This is a genomic window from Amycolatopsis decaplanina DSM 44594, from assembly GCF_000342005.1.
Lineage (GTDB): Bacteria > Actinomycetota > Actinomycetes > Mycobacteriales > Pseudonocardiaceae > Amycolatopsis > Amycolatopsis decaplanina.
Genome location: NZ_AOHO01000077.1, coordinates 148,326 through 170,521, shown reverse-complemented (window position 1 = coordinate 170,521; position 22,196 = coordinate 148,326). Strand labels below are relative to the sequence as shown.

Below are 22,196 nucleotides of genomic sequence, written 5' to 3'. Positions count from 1 at the left end.
ACCCCGGGGTGAACGTGAACCGAACGGCGTAGGGCGCCGAAGGTCAGGGCGTGAAAGGCCCGGCGAGGAAGGTCTCCGCCGCAGCGACGTCACCGGTGATTCCGAGGCCCGACTCGGCGAGCCCGACCCGTTGCCACAGCAACAAGTCGAGCCCTTCCGCGGGGCCTTCGACGACGGCTCCCGCGGATTCGGCGGGATCGGCCGTTCGGGAGCCGGGGACGCCGGTCTCACCCGGCGGTGTGATCAACCAGGCGTGTCCGGTGTCGGATGTCTTCAGCAGCAACGGAACGGTGACCGTGGGCGGGGTGTGCCAGCGTTTCACCTTCGGCAGCATGCCGAGAAGGACCTCGTCCACGCCATCGGCGGCGACGGACGGGTCGAGGGTGTACTCGGTCCCTGCCGCGCGGTGCGCGTCGAGCAGGTGCACCGCGGTCTCGTGGACCTGGCGGCGGAACCAGAAGGCCTTGGTCTTGGCGGCGGCGGTGAAGTTCCAGGCGCCGTCTTCCGGGGAAGCCTCGCGCAGTGCCTCGACGAGGCCGTCCGCGCACTCGCCGTACCAGGCGGCGAGATCTCCGTCCGGTTCGGCTTCGAAGATCTGCGGTGCGGGGTCGCCGGTACGCACGATCCCGGTGGCCCAGCGGTGGACGTTGCCGAGGTGGACGACCAGGTCACGCAGGCGCCAATCGCCGCAGCACGGTACGGGCGCGGCGTGGTCCCCGGCGCGTGCCACCCGCGCGAAACCGGCGGTGAGTTCGCGCAGGCGTGCCAGGTACTCGTCCGGTGTCATCGACAAACCCCCAGGTCCGTGGATGGCGCGGCGATCCCGCGCCATCCACGAGTGTGTCAGACCTCGGGGAACCAGAGCTTGAGCTCGCGCTCGGCCGACTCCGGGGAGTCCGACCCGTGCACCAGGTTGTACTGGGTCTCCAGCGCGAAGTCGCCGCGCAGGGTGCCGGGGGTGGCCTTCTCGACCGGGTCGGTGCCGCCGGCGAGCTGACGGAAGGCGGCGATGGCGCGCGGGCCCTCGACGGCGATCGCGACCAGCGGGCCCGAGGTGATGAACTCGAGGAGGTCGCCGAAGAACGGGCGCTCCTTGTGCTCGGCGTAGTGCTCCTCGGCGACCGAGCGCTCGACGGTGCGCAGTTCGAGGGCGGCGAGCTTCAGGCCCTTGCGCTCGATGCGAGCGATGACCTCGCCGACGAGGCCGCGCGCGACGCCATCGGGCTTGACGAGGACCAGCGTGCGTTCAGTCACGGCGGTATTTCTCCTTGGGTGGGATTCGTGCTATTCGCCCGGAGCCTACTGGGTGCTTCGCCGCTCACTTCACGTCGGACCAGGGAATGGCCTCGATGCGCTCGATGTGCTCCTCGCCCCACTCGCCGAGCGCGGCCATCGCGGTGTTGAGGGAATCCCCGAACTCGGTCAGCGAGTACTCCACCTTCGGTGGAACCTGGTGGTACACCTCGCGATGCAGCAGTCCGGTGGTCTCCATCTCGCGCAGCTGCAGGATCAGCACCCGTTCACTGATGCCCGGCACCGCGCGCCGCAGCTCCCCGAAGCGCAGCGGCCCGTCCTGGAGCGCGAACAGGATGAGCCCTTTCCATTTGCCGCCCATGACGGCGATCGCGGCGTCGAGGCCGCAGGTGAACGTGCGGTTCTTGGTCATCGCGTCACTTACCTTTTTGTCAGTACCCGGCAAAATAGTAGGTACTTGATCGAATGTATGCGACCGCCCAGCATGAGGTCATCCCGAAGATTTCCTTTGACTGGAGCGAAAAATGCCGAAGACACCGGTGACCGTCCTGGGCCTCGGTTCGATGGGCTCGGCCCTGGCGGGCGCTTTCCTCGCGGCCGGGCATCCGACCACCGTGTGGAACAGGACGGCCTCGAAGGCCGATCCTCTTGTCGCGCGGGGAGCGAGCCGGGCAGCGACGGCCGGGGACGCGGTGCGGGCGAGCCCGTTGGCCATCGCCTGCCTGACCACCTACGAAGACACCCGCGCGGCCTTGAAACCGGTTTCGCTGTCCGGACGTGTCTTGATCACCTTGAACAGCGGCTCACCGGCGGGAGCGCGCCGGATGGCCGAGTGGGCGGCGAACCACGGCGCGCGATTCCTCGACGGCGCGATCAAGAACGTGCCATCGGCCGTGGGAGCGCCGGACACGCTGCTGTACTACGGCGGTGACAAGGCCGTTTTCGACGAACACCTGGACACGTTGCGGGTGCTGGGCGGCGACACCGTCCATCTCGGCGAGGAGACCGACCTCGCGGCGCTGTACGAGATGGCCGTCGGCGGCACCCTGTTGCCCGCGCTGGTCGGGTTCTTCCAGGGCGCCGCCGCGCTGCGGTCGCGCGGGCTCGAAGCCGAAACGCTCCTGCCGTACGCCACCAAGTGGCTGGAGATGATCATCTCGGTACTTCCGATGTACGCCAAGGAGATCGACAGCGGCGACTACTCGGATCCCGCGGCATCGGTGAACATCTTCCACGCCGGCGCCGCCGCCGACCTCGAACTGGCCGAGGAAGGCGTCGACGTCGACTGGCAGCGGCCGATGCACGACCTCGTGCGGAGGGCCGCCGAGGCCGGGTACGGCGACCGCAGCATCGCGGTCCTGACGGAACTGCTCAGCGTTGGGGCTGCAGGGTCTTCGACCACAGCGAAGCGCCCGTAGCGTCCCTCAAATCGACAGTGAGCGCGCCGCTCCGTCCGTCGATGTTCACTTCACCGAAGTGCTGGAAGCCGTCGGCGGGCGAGGTGTTCGCGGCGGGCGGGGCGTGCACGAACACCGCTTCCGGTCCGAAGGTCGGGTCGAGGGTGTTCGGGCCGAACGCGCCGGCGTTGAGCGGGCCGGACACGAACTCCCAGAACGGGTCGAAATCGGTGAAGGAAGCGCGATCCGGCGAGTAGTGGTGCGCCGCGGTGTAGTGCACGTCGGCGGTCAGCCAGACGACGTTGCGCACTCGGCGCCGCGAGATCTCCCGCAGCACCCAGGCGAGTTCGGTCTCGCGGCCGCCGGGCGCGCCGGGCAGGCCGTTGGCGACGCCCTCGATGGCTTTGCCGTCCGGGACGGTGAGCCCGATCGGGAGGTCGGCCTGGATGATCTTCCAGGTGGCGGTGCTGCGGTCGAGCGCGTCGACGAGCCAGCGGGCCTGACGGTCGCCGAGGATATGGCCCGGCTTGGTCTGGTCCGAGGTGTTGGCGTCCTTGTAGGTCCGCATGTCCAGCACGAAGACCTCGGCGCGGGAGCCGTGCCGGAAGTTGCGGTAGACGCGGCCGTCGACGGCCTGGCGCCGGTCGATCGGATGCCATTCGTGGAACGCCTGGAACGCCCGCGCGGCGAGCACGTCGACGCGCTTCTCGGTGTATTCGGGGCGGTCGTCGAGGATCTCCCCCGGGTACCAGTTGTTGACGACTTCGTGGTCGTCCCACTGGACACAGGCGGGCACGTTCGCCGTGAAGCGCTTGAGGTTCTCGTCGAGCAGGTTGTAGGCGAACTGGCCGCGGTACTCGTCGAGCGTCTCGGCGACCTTCGACTTCTCCGGGGTGACGATGTTGCGCCACACGCGCCCGCCGGGCAGCGCGACGGTCTCGGTGAGCGGCGCGTCGGCGTAGACCGTGTCTCCACAGTGGAGGAACAGGTCCGGGCGGCGGTCGGCCATCGCGCGGTAGATCGTCATGCCGCCGCGTTCGGGGTTGATGCCCCAGTTCTGCCCGGCGACGTCACCGGACCACAACAGCCGGACGTCCGAGCGGCCGACGGGGGCGGTGGCGAACCGGCCGGTGACGGCCTCACTGCAGGTCCGGCCGTCGAGGGATTCCGCGGTCACGCGGTAATGGACCTCGGCCCCCGGCGGCAGGCCGGCGACACGGACCTTGCCGGTACCGCCGGTCTCCGGGCTCATCACCGGGCCGCGCACGCGGCGCGCGTGCCGGAACGAGGGATCCCTGGAGACCTCCACGATCAGCCGCGCAGGCCGGTCGGCGCGCGACCAGACGATGCCGGAACCGGTGGTGACGTCGCCGGACTGGACACCGTGGGTGAGCACCGGCCGGTCACGGCGGATCAGGGGGGCGGCGTTCGCGGTCCCGGGGAGGAGCAGGCCGCCCGCGACCGCTCCGGTGCCGGTGAGACCGGCTTTGAGCAGTGTGCGGCGGTTGTGGTGGGTTGCGGTCATGGCGAGGTTCTATCCCGCGGCCACGGCTGGTCGGCCAACGGCGGTTTGCGCGGTGATGAACGAACGGACGGTAGTGGCGCGGGTGATGTGATCTCGCGCGCTTTTGTCCTGATGGGAGCCCGGTTGAAGTAGCTTGACGAAAAGGTCTGCTTGGGGGGCGATCGTATGCGTGACACTAATTGGGGCCTGCGCGACTACTACGCCGCCGACGAAGATCCGAACGTCCGCTACCTCGTGATCCTCGTCGAGGGAGAACGACTACCGCACGCCGTGGTCAGGCTGACGGGTACCACCGAAGACGCCTTCACCCACAACCTGATGTGGGAACCGTCCAACCTCTTGAGCCGCGTGCCGGACGAACCACAGTGGACCGCCCGGGAAGCCGCCGTCGGATACGCCAACGGTTTCCTGGTCCAGATGGTGCGCGAGATCAGCGCGGCCACGCACGAGTCGGAACTGAGCGACCACAAGTACTACGCGGTTTTCAAGCACACCGAGGACGTGGTCGACCTCAGCAAGGCCTACCTGCTGATCCGGCGACCGCAGCCCTACCGCGAGGAGAAGTACGCCGGGCACAACCGGTGGGAGGAAACCGACAAGCTCTACCGGCTCGACAGTGGCCGGGACTGGACCGAGGAGTACATCGCGATCAGCGAAGCCGGGGCTCAGTTCCTCAGGCAGAGGATCGACGCGAACTGGGCCGCACTATGGCGCCATCACGTCGTCTTCTTCGCCGATGGCACGCCGTACTCCGTGGTCGTGGCGGCGAAGGACCCGCAGCGGCAAACGGGGACGCAGGAGTTCACCGGTGACGGGAAGTTCCGGCCGACCGAGGTGCTGGACAAGGTGTCGGCGTCGAGTATCCAGGAGATCGACTTCGACTCCGCCGTGCGGATCATGGCCGATTTGGTCCGGCAGCGGAGTGCCGAGCGGGAGGCGCCGGGCGCCTACGCGGTCTTCCACCACCCGACCGACGTGCTCGATCCCGAGTCGGCGTACGCGATAGTCCGGGAGCCCGGGCCCGAGCACGAAATCGTCCTACCGCTGTCCTCGATGGAGTCGGAACGTCTCGCGGCCCGCCTCCACGTCAGGAACGCGAAGCGACGCGCTGCCGCTGTCGGTGGGCACCAACACTTCGCGGTTTTCGAAAGCGCCAGAGCCACGACGGACGTGAACAACGCGTACTCGGCGATCCGCCGCACGACGGACGAGCCGGGGCGGTGGGAGATGTTCCTGCGGCCAGGCGAGTGGCTGCCGACGGCGAGCCCGCAGAACGAGCACACACTGGCGATCAGCCAGGCCGACCTGGACCGGATCACCGGACGACTCGCCACCGCGGAGCCTCGCTACTTCGAGTTACGCTGCCGCGAGCGGGGACCTGTCGCGTTGGTGCGGCTGACCGCGACCGCCGAGGAGTCCGCCCTCGACCTCGGCTGGGAGCCGTCCGACGTCTTCGCGCGGCTGCCCCGGGAGCCGACGTGGTATGTCACCGAAGTGGACGAGCGCGGCATGGTCGGCCGCAGGTTCTGGTCCGCGACGCTCAGGCGGGGCGTCGCACACCGAAACGACGAGATCCAGTACTTCGCGATCTTCCCCACGCAGTCGGCCGCCTTCGACCTGGCCGAGGCACAACTGGTGATGCGGCAAAGGGGCGCCGTCGAGGAGATGTTCGTCCGGCCCGATGGCTGGGTAACGGCGGACCGGCCGCTGACCGAGTTCACCGTCCGCCACCTCCCGATCAGTCCCGATGAGGCGGAACGGCTGACCGGCTGACGCCACCACGTCGCCGGTGACGTCCGTCGGTCCATTGTGGATAAGAGATGGAGCGGGTGGGTGGTCACCTTGGTGAGGTGGCGACCTCCCGGAGCGGTTCGGGGAAATGGTCGGCGGCGAGGATCGGGTCGAGCGTCCTGATCGCGCGGAAAACGCTGTAGGTGTCGACGAACAGCTTCGTCCCGCGGGGATTGTCGCGCGGCAACGGCGCGAACTTCCGCAGCAGGCTCGGTCCGCACCAGGACCTGGGCTGGGACAGCGCCTTCGCGACGACGAAACCGTCGTGGAGTCGTACTCGTAAGGAGAGCCGCCCGATTCCGCGGCGGCTCTCACTCTCCGTACCGTTCAAGAGCACTCGACCTCGAAGTCCCCGATGGCCGGGTCGCCGAGAACCCCGGCGAGGACGGTGGCATCGGACCGCACCACCGGCAGGTCGTCGAGCTGTTCGTCCGCGTACTCCGAGCAGGCGACGATCAATGCTCTCCGGGCCACAGGAAGGACCTTACTGAGGTTGCTGCTGACTCGGGAGCGTCCCGGCCGCCATCCGCCGGGCCACGTCCCGCCGCAGCCACAGCAGCCACAGCCAGATCCCGAGGAAGATCACCCCGAGGATCGCCACGGCGGGCAGCGCGACGAAGAAAGCGATCAACGCGACCTGCAGGACGAGCACCGCGGGCACCGCCCAGGGCTTCTTCAGGAAACCGCACAGCACGATCAGCGCGACCGCGATGACGATCACCGACCAGCCGGTGAGCGAGCCGACCCCGCCGCCGAGTTTCGCCACCACCGGCAACGCGAGCGCGACGGTGATGCCCTCCATGATCAGGGAACCGGCCATCACGCCGCGGAAGGACTTCATCGGGTCCTTGGCGGGCGGCTTCGGGGTCTCGTCGGTCACGCCGGCTCCTTACCGAACAGGGTCCTGGCCTCGCCCGCCGTGACGACCGAGCCGGTGACCAGCACGCCTCCGCCCGCCAGCGGCTCCTCGGGATCGTCGCTCTGCTCGACGAGGCCGATGGCGGTCTCGATCGCGGCGTCGAGGCTGGGCTCGGCCACGACCCGGTCTTCGCCGAAGATCGAGATGGCGATGTCGTTGAGTTCGTCGAGCGGCATCGCGCGCGGCGAGGAGTTCTTGGTGACGACGATCTCGGAGACGACCGGTTCGAGGGCGTCCAGGATGCCGCGGGCGTCCTTCTCCGCCATCACGCCGACCACGGCGGCGAGACGGCGGAAGGCGAACTCCTCGGCGACGGTGGTCGCGAGCGCCTTGGCGCCGTGCGGGTTGTGGGCGGCGTCGAGCAGCACTGTCGGCGCGGCGCGGACGCGCTCCAGCCTGCCGGGGGTCTCGACCTCGGCGAAGGCCTCGCGGACGGCCTCGACGACCAGTTGCTTGTCCTTGCCCGCCCCGAAGAACGCTTCGACGGCGGCCAGCGCGAGCGCGGCGTTGGCCGCCTGGTGCGCGCCGTGCAGCGGCAGGAAGATCTCGTCGTAGACCCCGCCGAGGCCCTGCAGTTTCAGCATCTGCCCGCCGACGGCGACCTCGCGCTCCAGCACGCCGAACTCACTGCCCGCGCGGGCGACGCTCGCGTCGACCTCGACGGCGCGTTCCAGCAGGATCTTCTGCACTTCGGGGTCCTGCTCGGCGATGACCGCGACGCTGCCGGGCTTGATGATCCCGGCCTTCTCCACCGCGGCTTTGGCCGGAGAGCCGCCGAAGTACTCGACGTGGTCGACGCCGATCGGGGTGATGACGGCGACGTCGCCGTCTACGACGTTGGTGGCGTCCCAGGAGCCGCCGAGGCCGGTTTCGATGACCGCGGCTTCGACGGGCGCGTCGGCGAAGGCTGCGAACGCCATGCCGGTCAGCACCTCGAACTTGCTCATCGGCACCGCGTCGGGCCCGCCCGCGTTGTCCACCATGGTCACGTACGGCGCGACGTCGCGGTACAGGTCGACGTACGCGGCGGCGGAGACGGGGGCGCCGTCGAGCGCGATCCGCTCGGTGACCAGCTGCAGGTGCGGGCTCGTGTACCGGCCGACGCGCAGGCCCATCCGGGTCAGCAACGCGTCGATCATCCGGGTGGTCGAGCCCTTGCCGTTGGTCCCGGCGACGTGCAGCACCGGATATCCGCGGTGCGGCTCACCCATGAGGTTGACCAGGGCCGCGATGCGGGCGAGGGACGGCTCGATCTTGGTCTCGGGCCAGCGCTGGTTCAGCTCGGCCTCGACGGCGAGCAGTTCGCGCCGCGCCTGCTGCCCGTTGGGGTCGGACGGGGCGAACTCGTCGCCCTGGTCGTCCAGTTCGTGCAGTTCCACGTCCTCCGGGGCGACGAGGTCCGGCACCGGGCCGAGGGCGAGGTTGTCCCCCAGCTGCCCGATCCCGCCGATCCCGCCGCCGGCACCGCCGCCCGCCTGGTACGCGGCGTCGGGTGCGTCCAGATCCGGGTCGGTGTCGTCGGACGGATCGTGGGCGCGTGCCCCCAATTCGTCGACACCGGCGAAACTGTCCAGATCTGCCAGGTCCGGGGATTCCCTGAAATCTTCGGAATCCCGGCCGTCACCTCGCGGCACGAACTCTCCTCTTAGCCTTGCTGCCTGTCGGGCCGAGTCTACGTGCGGCTTTTGCTGGCACTCTCGACGCATGGGGTTCGACCACAACGACCACTATCACCCGCTGCTGCTCGACCAGCTGCCTCCCGGTCCTGGCGTGGCGCTGGACGTGGGCTGCGGCAGCGGACGGTTCGCGCGGCGCCTCGCGGCGACCGGGATGCACGTGGAGGCGATCGACCGATCCGGTCCGATGATCGACCTCGCCCGCGCCGCCGGTTCGCCGGGACCCGGCACGATCTCGTACCGGCAGGCCGACGTGGTCGCCGAAAAGCTGCCGGAGGAGGCGTACGACTTCATCTCCTGCCTCGCGGCGCTCCACCATGTGCCGTTCGACATGGTCACGAAGCTGCGTGACGCGCTGGTCCCCGGCGGTGTGCTGGCCGTGCTCGGCATCGGCAAGCCCAGTTCGTTCGCCGACTACGCGCGCGCCATGGTGGCCTGTCCGGTCAACGCGCTGGCCAGGGTGGTCGTGTACGCCGGTGACCGGCTGAACGGCGGGGTCGATCCGCTGCCGACGGCGCCGATCGTGGAGACGTTCCCGCCGATGAACCGGATCCGGCGCGACGCGGCCCGGCTGCTGCCGGGGAGCGAGGTCAGGAACCTGCTCTTCTACCGCTACCTCCTCGTCTACCGCAGACCGGAAGACGATCACCCGATGTGACACCACGAGCGGGTGAAACAGGCGCTCGACCACCCGATCGGCGGCGCCGATCCGGCCGGATCCGGTTCATTTTCGAGAGGCCATCCAGTCCGGAGATCGGGGTCCTCATGCGCTTCAGACGCGTCCTGTTCGCGGCCGTCTCGACCGTCGTCCTGCTGATCGCCTCCGCCACGGCGGCCACCGCCGCCACGCGGTCCTACCGGAATTACGTCGCGCTGGGTGATTCCTACACTTCCGGACCGCTCATCCCGCTCCCCCGCCTCGACCCGCTCTTCTGCGGCAAGTCGACGCAGAACTATCCGTCGATCCTCGCCGCGGCGCTGCAGGTCCGCTCCTTCACCGACATCAGCTGCGGCGGCGCCGACACCACCGACATGACGCAGCGGCAGAACGTGACCCTCGGCAGCAACCCGCCCCAGTTCAGCGCCCTGCGCGCGGACACCGACCTGGTCACCGTCGGTATCGGCGGCAACGACCACAGCGTCTTCGGCACGCTGGTCGGCACCTGCCCCTCGCTGCGCGCCGGCGATCCCACCGGGAACCCGTGCCAGGACAGGTTCACCGCCGGCGGTGTCGACAGCGTCAAGGCCAAGATCGACCAGACCGGCAAGAACGTCGAGAAGGTGCTGGCGGGAATCCACGCCCGCTCGCCGCGCGCCGACGTGCTCGTCGTCGGCTACCCGCGGATCGCGCCGGAATCCGGCTACTGCCCGAAAATCCTGCCCTTCGCCGAGGGCGACTACGCCTGGCTCAACGACGTCGAGAAGGCGTTGAACTCGGCGATCGAGAAGGCCGTCGCCGCCGACGGCAAGGCGACCTTCGTGGACACTTTCGGACCGTCCGCCGGACATGACGCCTGCGCGCCGAACGGTGCCGCGTGGATCAACGGGCAGGACACGAAACTGCTCGCCGCGGCGGCATACCACCCGTATCGCACCGGGATGGCGGGCGTGGCCGAAGTGATCCTCCGTCACCTCCGCTGAGCCGCCGCGCGCGAACCTCGTGAGTGGTAAGGACGGTTAGAACCGTCCTTACCACTCACGAGGGCCTCAGGAAGCGGGCAGTGCCGCCAACCGGGCGTTGATGCGCTCGATGTCGGCCACGGCGGTTTCCTTGCGGGCCCGGATCTTGCCGATCACCGGCTCCGGCGCCTTGTCGATGAAGGCCTGGTTGCCGAGCTTGGCCTCGGCCTGCGCCAGTTCCTTCTCCGCCGCGCCGAGGTCCTTCTGCAGGCGCTTGCGCTCCGCGGCGACGTCGATCGTGCCGGACAGGTCCAGTTCGACGGTGACGACACCGGCCGACAGCCCGACCTCGAGCGACGCGCTCGGCGCGAAGCCGTCTTCGGGCTGGGTGAGCCGGACCAGCGAGCGGATCGGCTCGTCGTGCCCGGTGATCTCGGCGAACCCGTCGCCGGACAGCCGCGCCGCCACCTTCTGGCTGGGCTTGAGGCCCTGGTCCGCGCGGAACCGGCGGACCTCGGTGACCAGCTTCCGCACGTCCGCGATCCGCTTGTCCGCCACGGCGTCGGCGTACGAGGCCTCGGCCACCGGCCACGGGGCGATCACCAGTGACTCGCGGTCGGTCAGTGCCGTCCACAGCTTCTCGGTGATGAACGGGATGAACGGGTGCAGCAGCTTCAGCACCGTGTCGAACACGTGCCCCAGCACCGCGCGCGTCGCCGTGACGCGGGCCTCGTCACCCTGGAAGACCTGGACCTTCGACAGCTCCAGGTACCAGTCGCACAGCTCGGTCCAGGTGAACTGGTAGAGCGTGTCGGTGGCCTTGGCGAACTGGTAGTCCGCGAGGTACCCGGTGACGTCGTCGACGACGCTGCCGAGCCTGCCGAGGATCCAGCGGTCGGCCTCGGTGAGCTCGGCCGCCGGCGGCAAAGGCGCGTTCGCGTCCGCGCCGTTCATCATGGCGAATTTGGTGGCGTTCCAGAGCTTCGTGGTGAAGTTCCGGGAGCCCGCGACCCATTCCTCGCCGATCGGCACGTCGGTGCCCGGGTTGGCGCCACGCGTGAGGGTGAACCTCAGTGCGTCGGTGCCGTAGCTGTCCATCCACTCGATGGGGTCGACACCGTTGCCCGCGGTCTTCGACATCTTCTTGCCGAACTGGTCGCGGACCATGCCGTGCAGCGCGATGGTCTTGAACGGCGCCTCGCCGGTGGCGTAGAGGCCGAACATCATCATCCGCACGACCCAGAAGAACAGGATGTCGTAGCCGGTGACCAGCACCGACGTCGGATAGAACTTGTTCAGGTCCGGGGTCTTCTCCGGCCAGCCGAGGGTGGAGAACGGCCACAGGCCCGAGGAGAACCAGGTGTCGAGGACGTCCGGGTCCTGGGTCCAGCCTTCGCCCGAGGGCGGCTCCTCGTCCGGTCCGACGCAGACGACCTCGTCGTTCGGGCCGTACCAGACCGGGATGCGGTGGCCCCACCACAGCTGACGCGAGATGCACCAGTCGTGCAGGTTGTCGACCCAGTCGAAGTAGCGCTTCTCCATCTCCGGCGGGTGGACGTTCACCCGGCCGTCGCGGACCGCGTCACCGGCGGCCTTCGCGAGCGGGCCGACCTTGACGAACCACTGCAGCGAAAGCCGCGGCTCGATCGGCTCCTTCGACCGCTCGGAGTGCCCGACGCTGTGCAGGTACGGACGCTTCTCCGCGACGATGCGGCCCTGCTCGCGCAGCTTCTCCCGCACCGCGACACGGGCCTCGAACCGGTCCATGCCGTCGAACTCGGTACCCGTGCCGTCGATGCGGCCCTGCTCGTCCATGATCGTGATCATCGGCAGGTCGTGGCGCTGGCCGATCTCGAAGTCGTTCGGGTCGTGCGCGGGGGTCACCTTGACCGCACCGGTGCCGAACTCCGGGTCGACGTGCTTGTCCGCCACGATCGGGATCTTGCGCCCGGTCAGCGGAAGCTCGACCTCGGTGCCGATGAGGTGCGTGTAGCGCTCGTCGTCCGGGTGGACCGCGACGGCGGTGTCGCCGAGCATCGTCTCCATCCGGGTGGTGGCCACGACGATCGCGTTCTCGCCGTCGCCGTAGCGCATCGAGACGAGTTCACCCTCGACCTCTTCGTGCTTAACCTCGGCGTCGGAGAGCACCGACCGCAGTTCCGGCGACCAGTTGACCAGCCGCTCGGCGCGGTAGATCAGGCCGTCGTCGAAGAGCTTCTTGAAGATCGTGTTGACGGCCTTGGACAGGCCGTCGTCCATGGTGAACCGCTCGCGGCTCCAGTCGACGCCCTCGCCGAGGCGCTTCATCTGGGCGAGGATCTTGCCGCCGTGCTCGTTCTTCCACTGCCAGACACGCTCCACGAAGGCCTCGCGGCCGAGCTCACGGCGGCTGGTGCCCTCGGCGCGGAGCTGCTTCTCGACCAGCGCGTGGACCGCGATGCTCGCGTGGTCCATGCCCGGCAGATACAGCGTCTCGTCGCCGAGCATGCGGTGGTAACGGGTGATGGCGTCGATCAGGGTGTGCTCGAACGCGTGCCCGATGTGCAGCGAACCGGTCACGTTCGGCGGCGGGATGACTACCGTGAACGGCGGCTTGTCCGACGTGGGGTCGGCCGTGAAGTAGCCGGCGTCTACCCAACGCTGGTAGAGCGAGGCTTCTTCGTCGGCCGGGTTCCAGGTACCCGGAAGGTCGGTCTGCTGCGGCTGGGCGTTCTCGGTCACAGTTGACAAGTCTACGAACCCCCTCTACCGAGTTCCTCACCGGCCGTAACGCCCGCCGTTCCCAGCCGCTGAGGGGATGTCGTCACGTACTGGGGAGGGACGGGGTTCTTGGAAGACTCGCGATTGGAGACGCATCCGGACCTGCTGGATCCGGACTGGCGCAAGCGCGCCGAACGCGACGCTCGGCTCGGCGCGAAGAAGGACCTCAAACGGCGGCGGAAGCAGCGGCCGCGCCGCCGTTTCCGGATGTCCCGGAGGCTCATCGTGGTCCTGTTTCTGGTCTTGACCGTGGGCTTGCTCGGAGCCGCGGCGATCGTCGTGCAGCAGATGCGAGGAAGCAGCGTCCCCGACGCCGGGCAGCCCCCGAAAGCGGCTCCGGTGCGCACCGGGGTCGACCTCACCCGGCCGTACGACCGCACTCCCGCCGCGACCTGGGCCGAAGGGATCGCCGGGATCACCGTGCCGCCGGGTCAGGACATCGGCGGCTTCACCGCGGTGGAGGTCGACGCGGCGTATCGCAAGGTGACGGAGGCCATCGCGGCCACACGGCTCGGTTCCCGGGCACTGCAGGACCACGACGGCTCGGAACTGCTCGCCCTGCTGACCCCGAACGAGCGCGCCCGGCTCGAACCGACGCTCACGAGCGCGCCCACCGTCGAGAAGGGCAAGTATCTGACCCTCATCGGGCCGAACCGGCTGCTACCGCAGCCTCCGCGCATGACGGGCTCTCTGACGGCGAAGCCCGGCCGCGAAGGTGAGCTGATCATCCACGCGAGCTACGCGACCGCTTACGCCTTCGACGCCCGTCCGAGCGAGGCCAAGTCGCCATCGGACATCGTCCCGTTCGTCCGCGACGAGCAGGACTACGTGATCCGCAAAGCGCCGCCGTTCGCGAAGGCCGACGCCGGGCTCAGCTTCGGCGACAGCGCGGGCTTCACCTCACGTATGGCCTGTGACGCGATCAAGACCGGCGTCCTCGCGCCCCAGTACGCTGACAAGAGCGGACCCGGCTACGGCGTGCCCGATGGCGACGAAGCCGCCACCTACGACCCGACGAAACCCCTGCCGACGAGGGACACCTGCAGGTAGTCGGCCGAACCCTGGGGAAGAGGACCGAGATGGACGAAGAGGACCGGCGGATCGAGACCCATCCGGACCTGGTCGACCCGAACTGGCAGAAGCACGCCGAACTGGACGCCTGGCTGGGTGCGAAGAAGGAGCTCAAGAAGAAGCGCCGCAAGCAGCGCAAGGCGGCCGCGGCCTCCGGTGGCGGCTACCGCTCGCCGGGTTCGAGCCGGTGGCCGGGGATCGCCGCGATCGTCGGGCTGATCGTGCTGGTCGTGGCCGCGGTGACGGTGAACGCGGTGCAGGAGCGCGGCGTGAACGAGACACCCTGGTTCCCGTTGGACGAGTCGCAGATCACCCGGCTCGTCACCGACGCCTGACCACCTCGTGAGTGGTAAGGACGGTTCTAACCGTCCTTACCACTCACGAGGTGAGCCACCCCTCGGTCGCGCGCGGAAGCGGCAAGGCGCACGATGGGGCCATGACCCGCGAAGCACCCGCGAACGACGTTGACGAGACACAGCTCGAGGTCGGGAAACCGAAGAGCTGGGCGGCCGGGATCCCCGGGGTCGCCGTCTCCCTGATGCGCGGCATGGAGCAGATGGGTGCCGCGCGCACGGTGAAGACGCTGCGCCTGCTGAACCAGCGCGACGGCTTCGACTGTCCCGGTTGTGCCTGGCCGGAGCCGCGCGAGGTCGACGGCGAGCACCGCAAGCTCGCGGAGTTCTGCGAGAACGGCGCGAAGGCCGTCGCCGAGGAGGCGACGAAGCGCCGGGTCGGCCGCGAGTTCTTCGCCACGCACTCCATTCGAGAGCTGGCGGAGAAGACGGATTTCTGGCTCGGCCAGCAGGGCCGCATCACCGAGCCGTTCGTGCTGCGCGAAGGGGCTTCGCACTACGAACCGATCTCCTGGGACGACGCGTTCACCCTGGTCGCGGACGAGCTTCGCGCGCTGCAGGACCCGAACGAGGCGATCTTCTACACCTCCGGCCGCACCAGCAACGAGGCCGCGTTCCTCTACCAGTTGCTCGTGCGTTCCTACGGCACCAACAATCTTCCGGACTGCTCCAACATGTGCCACGAGTCCTCCGGCGCGGCGCTCGCGGCCACGACCGGGATCGGCAAGGGCTCGGTGTCGCTCGCGGACATCCACAAGGCGGACCTGATCGTGGTGGTCGGCCAGAACCCCGGCACCAACCATCCGCGCATGCTGTCCGCGCTGGAGGAGGCCAAGGGCAACGGCGCGAAGATCGTGGCGGTCAACCCGCTGCCCGAAGCCGGCCTGATGCGGTTCAAGAACCCGCAGAACGTCCGCGGCGTGGTCGGCAAGGGGACCCCGCTGGCCGACGAGTTCGCGCAGATCCGGCTCGGCGGCGACCTCGCGCTGTTCCAGGCGATCGGCCATCTTCTGCTGCGGTGGGAGCAGGAGACTCCCGGAACGATCGTCGACCGCGCGTTCGTCGAGTCCTCCACCGAAGGGTTCGAGGACTACGCGAGGCATCTGCGGGAGATCGACTGGACCGAGGTCGGCGCCGCGACCGGATTGCCGCGTGAGCAGATCGAGCGGCTGGCACGGATGATCGCGACGTCGAAGCGGACCATCTACTGCTGGGCGATGGGCCTGACCCAGCACAAGCACGCGGTGCAGACCATCTCCGAGATCGCGAACCTGGCGCTGGTGCGCGGCATGATCGGCGAACCGGGCGCGGGCCTGTGCCCGGTTCGCGGGCACTCCAATGTCCAGGGCGACCGGACGATGGGCATCTGGGAGAAGATGCCGGAGTCCTTCATGGACGACCTCGACGCGGAGTTCGGCATCAAGGTGCCGCGACAGCACGGCTACGACACCGTCGCCGCGATCCGCGCGATGCGGGACGGCAAGGGCAAGGTCTTCTTCGCCGTCGGCGGCAACTTCGCCTCCGCCACGCCGGACACGGAGCTGACCGAGAAGGCGCTCAAGTCGTGCTCGTTGACCGCGCACGTGTCGACGAAGCTCAACCGCTCGCACGTCGTCCCCGGCAGGACCGCGCTGATCCTGCCCACCCTCGGCCGCACGGAACGCGACGTCCAGGCGAGCGGCGAGCAGTTCGTCACCGTCGAGGACTCGATGTCCCAGGTGCACACCTCACGCGGCAGGCTGGCCCCGGCCAGTGAGCATCTGCTCTCCGAGGTCGCGATCATCTGCCATCTCGCGGAAGCCCTGCTCGGTGCCGGGCACGCCGTGCCGTGGCGGGATTTCCACGCCGACTACGACCTCGTCCGCGACCGGATCGCCCGTGTCGTCCCCGGCTGCCACGACTACAACGCCCGGGTGCGCGAGCCGGACGGGTTCGTCCTGCCGCACGCGCCGCGCGACTCGCGGCAGTTCAACGGAACCGCCAACGGCAAGGCGAACTTCACCGTCTCCGAGCTCGAGTACCCCGCGGTGCCCGAAGGCAGGCTGCTGCTGCAGACGATGCGCAGCCACGACCAGTACAACACCACGATCTACGGCCTTTCCGACCGTTACCGAGGGATCGAGGACGCGCGGCGCGTGGTGCTGGTCAACCCCGAGGACCTGGTTTCGCTCGGGCTGTCCGACGGCGTGATGGTCGACCTGGTCTCGGAATGGCGGGACGGCGACCGCCGGGCCCCGCGGTTCCGGGTGGTCTCCTATCCGACGGCGCGCGGCTGTGCGGCCGCGTACTTCCCCGAGGCGAACGCCCTGGTGCCGCTGGATTCGGTGGCGGACAAGTCGAACACGCCGGTGTCGAAGGCGGTCGTGGTGCGGCTGGAGCCGGTGACCTGACCTGTTCTGTCGGACTCTCCCGCTAGTGTCCTGCGCCCATGAACCCTGGGGACATCGGCCGCGAGATGGCACGCCTGCTGCGGGACAGCACCCGTTCGGTCGAATTCACGAGCGCGGTGCTGCGGATCCACAACACCGGCGGCGGGCTCTCCATCCAAGCGGAGACGATGAGCGGCCGGTACCTGCATCCCGACATGACGGCGCTGGCGGACTTGTTCCTGCCCTCGCCCCCGTCGATCTACGAGGTCCGGCTGAGCCACACCGGGGAGTACGCCTTCATCGCGACGCCGGACGTCGGCACCACGTCCCCTGCCTGGCTCGTGTTCGACGACGGCTTCCGCTATCCGGGGCATCCGCTGCCCGGTCTCCCGCTGCCCGTGCGGTCCCGGCCGACCGGTGCGCCGACCGACCCGGCCGTGCTCGCGCGGATCACCACCCTCGCCGCGGAATTCGCCGGGCTGTACGAAAAGATCAAGGGCCACGCGCCGGACTGGAAGCCCGGTCACACCGAGGCCGAGCTCGCCGAGGCCGAAGAACGGATCGGCGCACGGCTGCCCGAGGACCTTCGCGCGCTGTTCCGGGTGACGGGCTGGGACAACGAATCCGGGCTTCTGGGCCGGTACGCCCACGATCCGCTCCCCCTGCTCGTCGAGAGCTACCTCGACGGCGTTCCCGGTTCCTACGGCTGGGAAGACCCCGTTCATAAAGAGGGCGTGGTCTTCGAGACCCAGCCGGCCGGCCGGGTGAAACGCTTGTCCCGTAACGATTGGTGGATCACCTTCGGCAGTGATCACGCCGGCGACTTCCTCGCCGTGGACCTCGATCCGACCGAAAAGGGCACGAGCGGCCAGATTCTCGAATACGGGCGGAACGTCTGGGGTCCCATCCGGTACGTCGCGGCCTCGATCACCGAGATGATGGAAGAAGTCATCCGCGCGTTGAAGGCGGGCGAGTACGACAATGACGAGCCGGAGTCGCCGTATCTGATCGCCGGCGCGGCCTTCCACGACGAGCCCGCCCGCGGCCACGATCAGGTGCTGACCGAGACGACGGACCTCGGCGACGTCGACGATCCGGAACTCGTCCAGGAGCTGTACCTCAACGACCCGGGTTCGGTGGATCTGGCGATTCTGAACCCGCTGTCGTCGCTGCGTCATCTGCGGGTCAACCGCGCCGAGTCCGTCGTCGCGGACCTCTCCGGGTTCCCGGTGCTCGAAGCGGCGGCCATCGAGACCTCGAAGGTGGATCTCACCGGGCTCGCCGGGCACCCCACCCTGTGGAGCCTTTCGCTCGCCGGGGTGACGCATCCGATCGACTTCGGCCCCTTGACCGGACTACCCGGTCTGATCAGGCTGGGTCTGGCCGGGCTCGACGTGCCCGAGCTGGAACGCGTCGGCGAACTGCCCTCACTGCGGGTGCTCACCCTGGACGACGGACAGGTCCGGCGGCTGCTGGACGCCGGTGTCACGCTGCCTTCGCTGGCCGCGATCGAGATCACCGGCGGGGCCCCGCTCGCGGAGATCGTGCGGCTGCGCCGCAGGCTGCGTCCGGACGGCCCCGCGCCGGAGGTGATCGAGGCTTCGGGCACGCTGACCGCGCCTTAGGCTGCCCGGAGTCATCCTGGAACACCTTGATCCCGCACTCGCGGAACCGCAGGCCCGGCTCAGTTGATGCATCCGGTGTCGTCGGAGGTGATGGGCTGATCGGCCCGGACCCCGGCCGCCCCGCCGCCCGCGGACACGCCCGGTCCCTTGTAGACCTGTCCGAGGACGACCTGTACATGGCCCGCCGCGACGGAATCGGCCTTCTGGGTTTCCAGCCCACCGAGCAGCTTCGCGATCTCGGTCGCGGGCCCGGACGCGTCGCTGAACCGGACGACGGATGTCCGCCGTCCGGTCTCGGCCGTCGTGTCGCCCTTGCCGAATCCCTTCTCCGCCAGAAGATCCGAGACGCGGGCGGCGAGACCGTCCTTGCCGCTCGCGTTGACGACGTCGACCTTGGGACCGGCGGGCGCCTGCGGTGTCGTGGGCTGGGCACCGATCAGGGACGCGGCGAATGCCTTCACCTGGGCGGGGTCCACCTGCACGGCGGTCGCGGTCGGTTGCCGGGGGTTGTAGCGGTAGTCGGGGTTGACCACCGGGATCGTGTCGAAGGCGATGCCGCCACCGGTGACGCCCTGCATCTGCCGGACGAAGTCGAGCAGGTTCCACGAGCCGTCGAGCACGACCGAACGTTTCACCGCGTCGATCAGTTCGGAGAGGCGGCCCGGATTGGCGAGTGTCCCCGCGGAGAGCACCTGCTTCGCCAGCCCGGCGAGGAACACCTGCTGACGGCGGACGCGGTCGAGGTCGCTGCGAGGCAGATCCTCGCGCTGGCGTACGAAGGCCAGCGCGTCGGCGCCCTGGATCGTCTGCTTGCCCGCCTTGAAGTTCGCGCCGGACTTGATGTCCTTGGTGTCCCGTTTCAAGCAGACTTCGACCCCGCCGACGGCCTTGCTGATGTCGTAGAAACTCTGCAGGTTGACCTCGGCGAAGTGATCGATCTTGACGCCGGTGAGGTCCTCGACCGCCTTCAAGGTCGCCTTCCGCGCGGCCGTGATCGCCACCTTGTCGATCTCCGCCTTGTCGGTCTTGCCCGCCGCGCGCTGCGCACTGGCAGAAGCGAACTTGGCGTGACCGAAGATCCCGTTGATCTTGGTCTTGTCCTTCGTCCCCGGCTCCGCGACCCAGGAGTCGCGCGGGATCGAGAAGGCCTTCACCGCCTTCTGGCCGTTGGGGATGCGGAGCACGATGAGCGTGTCGGTCAGGTCGTCGCCGTTCGCGCCCACGCGCAGCTCACGCAGCATCTCCGGGGACAGCGGGTTGCCGTGCTCGTCGGTCCGCGAATCGCGCCCGACCAGCAGGATGTCCAGCGACCCGTCAGCGGGCTGCTCCCCCGGGTCCGGTGCCTCGATCACGTCTTCGCGGGTGATGCCGTCGAGCGACTCCAGCGTCGTGTATCCGTACGCGGTCCCGCCGAACACCGCCACCGCGAGCGCGGCGACCAGGACCTTCCCCAGCTTGTGCACGATCCTTTGACGCACGGGAGGCCGTCATTGCTGCATGGGTGATCCAGTTCACATCCGCAGATGCGACGCGCCGTTCAGGTCGAGGATCGCACCGGACGCCCACGCGGCCTCGCCGGAAGCGAGGTAGAGCACCGCCGCCGCGACCTCCTCCGGCGTGCCGACCCGGCCGAACGGGCTCTCGCCGCGCAGGACCTCACCGCTCGCGCCTTCGAGTTTGAGCGCGACCCTGTCCGTCGCGGTGAAACCGGGCGCGACCGAGGTCACCGCGATCCCGTGCGGGGCGAGGGCGACGGCGAGCGACTGCCCGAGGGAGTGCAGCGCGGCCTTGCTCGCGCCGTACGCCGGGAATTCGGGCTCGCCCTTGAAGGCGCCCCGCGAGCCGATGTTGACCACGCGGCCGGGCGTGCCGCGCTCGATCATGTGCCGCGCCACGCAGTAGGTCACGTTCGCCGTGCCGAGCACGTTGACGTCGAGCATCCGCCGCCAGACCCGCTGCCAGTCCTCATAGGACACTTCGGCGACGGGATGGGCCGACGCCGCGGACGGCGCGAAGGCGGCGTTGTTCACCAGGACGTCGACACCGTCCACCAGTGCCTCGGCCTCGTCGGCGACCCGCCGCGCCACCTCGGGATCCGAGAGGTCTCCCTGGACCAGCCCGTGGCCGGAACCGGGCAGATCGCCGAGTGTCCGCTCGGCGTCCTCCCGCTTCGAGGCGTAGTGGACGGCGACACGGTCGCCCTTTTCCGCGAAGGCGCGGGCGATCGCACGGCCGATGCCGCGCGACGCCCCGGTCACCAGAACTCCCACGAGCCGACCTTACTCAGCCGCCGAAGAGCTGGACCACCTTGCGGAACAGTTCGTAGACGCCGTAGGCGAACGGGAGCGCGACCCACAGCCACGCGAAGACCATCAGCCCGGTGCGGCGGCGTCCGGGAGCCTGTTCGGTCATCGGGCCTCACTCCTCGCGGCCTCGCCGGACGACGCCGGCTCGTGGTACTTCGGGTTGACCGGGCGAACCAGTTCGTTGGCGACGAAGCCGACGACGAGCAGGCCGATCATGATGAACAGCGACGTCGTGTAGAGGTCCGGGCCGACCTTGCCCGCCGCCTTCTGGCTGTCGGCGATGGCATTGACGATGAGCGGCCCGAGTACCCCCGCCATCGACCACGCGGTCAGCAGCCTGCCGTGGATCGCTCCCACCTGGTAGGTGCCGAAGAGGTCCTTCAAGTACGCCGGCACGGTCGCGAAGCCGCCGCCGTAGAAGGAAAGGATCAGCATGGCGCACAAGACGAAAACGAGCTTCGACGCGTTGGTGGTCAGCGCGATCACCAGGTAAAGCAGGGCGCCGGCACCGAGGTACAGGCGGTAGATGTTCTTGCGTCCCACCAAGTCCGAAGTGGACGACCAAACGAACCTGCCGAGCATGTTGGTCAGCGAGAGCAACGCGACGAACCCGGCCGCGGCGGCGGTGCCGACCGGGGCCGAGGTCTCGCGGAAGAAGTCCGCGATCATCGGCGACGCCTTCTCCAGGATGCCGATGCCCGCCGTCACGTTGAAGCAGAGGACCACCCAGAGGAGCCAGAACTGCGGTGTCTTGAGGGCGTTGCGCGCCGACACGTTCGCGGTGGTGATCATCGCGTTGCCGTGGTCGGTCTTCGGCTCCCAGCCCGCCGGCTTCCAGCCGTCGGCGGGAACCCGCACCAGCAGGATGCCGAGACTCATGAAGACCGCGTAGACCAGGCCGTGCACGAGGAAGGCCGTCGCGACCGTCCCGATGGACCACGGCGCCCCGCCCAGCATCTGCGACGACCACGGAGAGGCGATCAGCGCGCCGCCGCCGAAGCCCATGATCGCGATCCCGGTGGCCATCCCCGGCCGGTCGGGGAACCACTTGATCAACGTCGACACCGGCGAGATGTAGCCGATCCCGAGCCCGATGCCGCCGATCCCGCCCCAGCCGAGGACGACGAGCCAGTACTGCGACGTCGCCACACCGAGCGCGGAGAGCAGGAAGCCCGAACTGAAGCAGACCATCGAGACGAACATCGCCCAGCGCGGCCCGTTGCGCTCGACCAGTGTCCCGCCGAACGCCGCCGACAGCCCGAGCATCACGATGCCGAGCTGGAACGGCAGAGCGCTCTCCGTGCCGCTGAGCCCGAGGGTCTTCTCCAGCGGCGGTTTGAAGACGCTCCACGCGTACGCCTGCCCGATCGACAGGTGGACGGCCAGCGCGGCAGGTGGCACCAGCCAGCGACTCCAGCCCGGTGACGCGACGATGCGGGAACGGTCCAGGAAGCCGACAGCCATCCGGCGCCTCCGTACTCTGAGGATGTGCACTGGGAATGTATTACTTAATTCCCGGCGTTGCAGTAC

Annotated in this window: 21 protein-coding genes; 8 read left to right on the top strand and 13 right to left on the bottom strand. The window is 68.9% G+C overall.

Annotation, left to right across the window (positions count from 1 at the left end; translation table 11 throughout):
* Positions 1-43 precede the first annotated feature (43 nt).
* The 3 genes from H074_RS34725 to H074_RS34715 all read right to left on the bottom strand — a co-directional run bounded on the left by H074_RS34725 (position 44) and on the right by H074_RS34715 (position 1,666).
* Positions 44-787, bottom strand: coding sequence for a maleylpyruvate isomerase family mycothiol-dependent enzyme (locus tag H074_RS34725; RefSeq protein ID WP_007034774.1), 744 nt, complete (start codon positions 785-787; stop codon positions 44-46).
* A gap of 56 nt (positions 788-843) precedes the next feature.
* Positions 844-1,254 carry a nucleoside-diphosphate kinase gene (gene ndk, locus H074_RS34720; protein ID WP_005158515.1) on the bottom strand — a complete coding sequence of 137 codons (411 nt, stop codon included), beginning with the start codon at positions 1,252-1,254 and terminating at the stop codon, positions 844-846.
* A 64-nt stretch (positions 1,255-1,318) separates the two neighbouring features.
* Complete coding sequence (locus H074_RS34715; protein ID WP_007034773.1) at positions 1,319-1,666, bottom strand: winged helix-turn-helix transcriptional regulator; 348 nt, start codon at positions 1,664-1,666, stop codon at positions 1,319-1,321.
* 112 nt (positions 1,667-1,778) lie between these two features.
* Here H074_RS34715 and H074_RS34710 point away from each other — a divergent pair, with 112 nt between their 5' ends.
* Positions 1,779-2,672 (top strand): NAD(P)-dependent oxidoreductase, encoded by an 894-nt coding sequence (locus H074_RS34710; RefSeq protein ID WP_007034772.1) that lies wholly within the window; start codon positions 1,779-1,781, stop codon positions 2,670-2,672.
* Here H074_RS34710 and H074_RS34705 read toward each other — a convergent pair.
* A complete protein-coding gene (locus tag H074_RS34705) occupies positions 2,626-4,176 on the bottom strand; it encodes an alkaline phosphatase D family protein (RefSeq protein WP_007034771.1) in 1,551 nt (516 codons plus the stop codon). The two genes, H074_RS34710 and H074_RS34705, sit on opposite strands and share 47 nt — an antisense overlap.
* 165 nt (positions 4,177-4,341) lie before the next feature.
* Here H074_RS34705 and H074_RS34700 point away from each other — a divergent pair, with 165 nt between their 5' ends.
* Positions 4,342-5,949 (top strand): hypothetical protein, encoded by a 1,608-nt coding sequence (locus H074_RS34700; RefSeq protein ID WP_007034770.1) that lies wholly within the window; start codon positions 4,342-4,344, stop codon positions 5,947-5,949.
* A gap of 64 nt (positions 5,950-6,013) precedes the next feature.
* Here H074_RS34700 and H074_RS34695 read toward each other — a convergent pair whose 3' ends face one another.
* The 4 genes from H074_RS34695 to folC are packed head-to-tail and all read right to left on the bottom strand — an operon-like array spanning position 6,014 to position 8,520.
* Entirely contained in the window at positions 6,014-6,298 is a 285-nt protein-coding gene (locus H074_RS34695; RefSeq protein ID WP_152521553.1) for a hypothetical protein, read from the bottom strand.
* Positions 6,295-6,441 (bottom strand): hypothetical protein, encoded by a 147-nt coding sequence (locus tag H074_RS40860; protein ID WP_161630721.1) that lies wholly within the window; start codon positions 6,439-6,441, stop codon positions 6,295-6,297. The genes H074_RS34695 and H074_RS40860 overlap by 4 nt, the downstream gene beginning before the upstream one ends.
* A 10-nt stretch (positions 6,442-6,451) precedes the next feature.
* Positions 6,452-6,847 carry a DUF4233 domain-containing protein gene (locus H074_RS34690; protein WP_007034768.1) on the bottom strand — a complete coding sequence of 132 codons (396 nt, stop codon included), beginning with the start codon at positions 6,845-6,847 and terminating at the stop codon, positions 6,452-6,454.
* A complete protein-coding gene (folC, locus tag H074_RS34685) occupies positions 6,844-8,520 on the bottom strand; it encodes a bifunctional tetrahydrofolate synthase/dihydrofolate synthase (RefSeq protein WP_007034767.1) in 1,677 nt (558 codons plus the stop codon). Before folC ends, H074_RS34690 begins: the two co-directional genes overlap by 4 nt.
* 70 nt (positions 8,521-8,590) lie before the next feature.
* On the opposite strand from folC, the gene H074_RS34680 reads away from it, so the two are divergent.
* Positions 8,591-9,220 carry a class I SAM-dependent methyltransferase gene (locus H074_RS34680; protein WP_007034766.1) on the top strand — a complete coding sequence of 210 codons (630 nt, stop codon included), beginning with the start codon at positions 8,591-8,593 and terminating at the stop codon, positions 9,218-9,220.
* A 107-nt stretch (positions 9,221-9,327) separates the two neighbouring features.
* Entirely contained in the window at positions 9,328-10,203 is an 876-nt protein-coding gene (locus tag H074_RS34675) for an SGNH/GDSL hydrolase family protein (RefSeq protein ID WP_007034765.1), read from the top strand.
* A 66-nt stretch (positions 10,204-10,269) separates the two neighbouring features.
* Here the strand turns inward: H074_RS34675 and H074_RS34670 are convergent, their stop codons facing one another.
* Positions 10,270-12,903 carry a valine--tRNA ligase gene (locus H074_RS34670; protein ID WP_007034764.1) on the bottom strand — a complete coding sequence of 878 codons (2,634 nt, stop codon included), beginning with the start codon at positions 12,901-12,903 and terminating at the stop codon, positions 10,270-10,272.
* Positions 12,904-13,011: 108 nt separating this feature from the next.
* On the opposite strand from H074_RS34670, the gene H074_RS34665 reads away from it, so the two are divergent.
* From H074_RS34665 to H074_RS34650, 4 genes are all read left to right on the top strand, one after another.
* Complete coding sequence (locus tag H074_RS34665) at positions 13,012-13,992, top strand: hypothetical protein (RefSeq protein ID WP_167333194.1); 981 nt, start codon at positions 13,012-13,014, stop codon at positions 13,990-13,992.
* Between the two features lie 29 nt (positions 13,993-14,021).
* A complete protein-coding gene (locus tag H074_RS34660) occupies positions 14,022-14,348 on the top strand; it encodes a hypothetical protein (RefSeq protein ID WP_007034762.1) in 327 nt (108 codons plus the stop codon).
* Positions 14,349-14,449: 101 nt separating this feature from the next.
* Positions 14,450-16,756, top strand: a complete 2,307-nt coding sequence (locus H074_RS34655; RefSeq protein WP_007034761.1) for an FdhF/YdeP family oxidoreductase — start codon at positions 14,450-14,452, stop codon at positions 16,754-16,756.
* Between the two features lie 38 nt (positions 16,757-16,794).
* The gene (locus H074_RS34650; protein ID WP_039924105.1) at positions 16,795-18,360 is read left to right on the top strand and encodes an SMI1/KNR4 family protein; all 1,566 of its coding nucleotides are present in this window, start codon (positions 16,795-16,797) and stop codon (positions 18,358-18,360) included.
* Between the two features lie 59 nt (positions 18,361-18,419).
* Here H074_RS34650 and H074_RS34645 read toward each other — a convergent pair whose 3' ends face one another.
* Genes H074_RS34645 through H074_RS34635 form a run of 4 tightly spaced genes read right to left on the bottom strand, consistent with a single transcriptional unit; the run spans position 18,420 to position 22,130 of the window.
* A complete protein-coding gene (locus H074_RS34645) occupies positions 18,420-19,823 on the bottom strand; it encodes an LCP family protein (RefSeq protein WP_039924170.1) in 1,404 nt (467 codons plus the stop codon).
* Between the two features lie 48 nt (positions 19,824-19,871).
* Positions 19,872-20,630 carry an SDR family NAD(P)-dependent oxidoreductase gene (locus H074_RS34640; RefSeq protein ID WP_200865846.1) on the bottom strand — a complete coding sequence of 253 codons (759 nt, stop codon included), beginning with the start codon at positions 20,628-20,630 and terminating at the stop codon, positions 19,872-19,874.
* A 13-nt stretch (positions 20,631-20,643) separates the two neighbouring features.
* Positions 20,644-20,772, bottom strand: a complete 129-nt coding sequence (locus H074_RS42155) for an MFS transporter small subunit (protein WP_007034757.1) — start codon at positions 20,770-20,772, stop codon at positions 20,644-20,646.
* On the bottom strand, positions 20,769-22,130 hold the full coding sequence (locus H074_RS34635) for an L-lactate MFS transporter (RefSeq protein WP_007034756.1): 1,362 nt from the start codon (positions 22,128-22,130) through the stop codon (positions 20,769-20,771). Before H074_RS34635 ends, H074_RS42155 begins: the two co-directional genes overlap by 4 nt.
* Positions 22,131-22,196 lie beyond the last annotated feature (66 nt).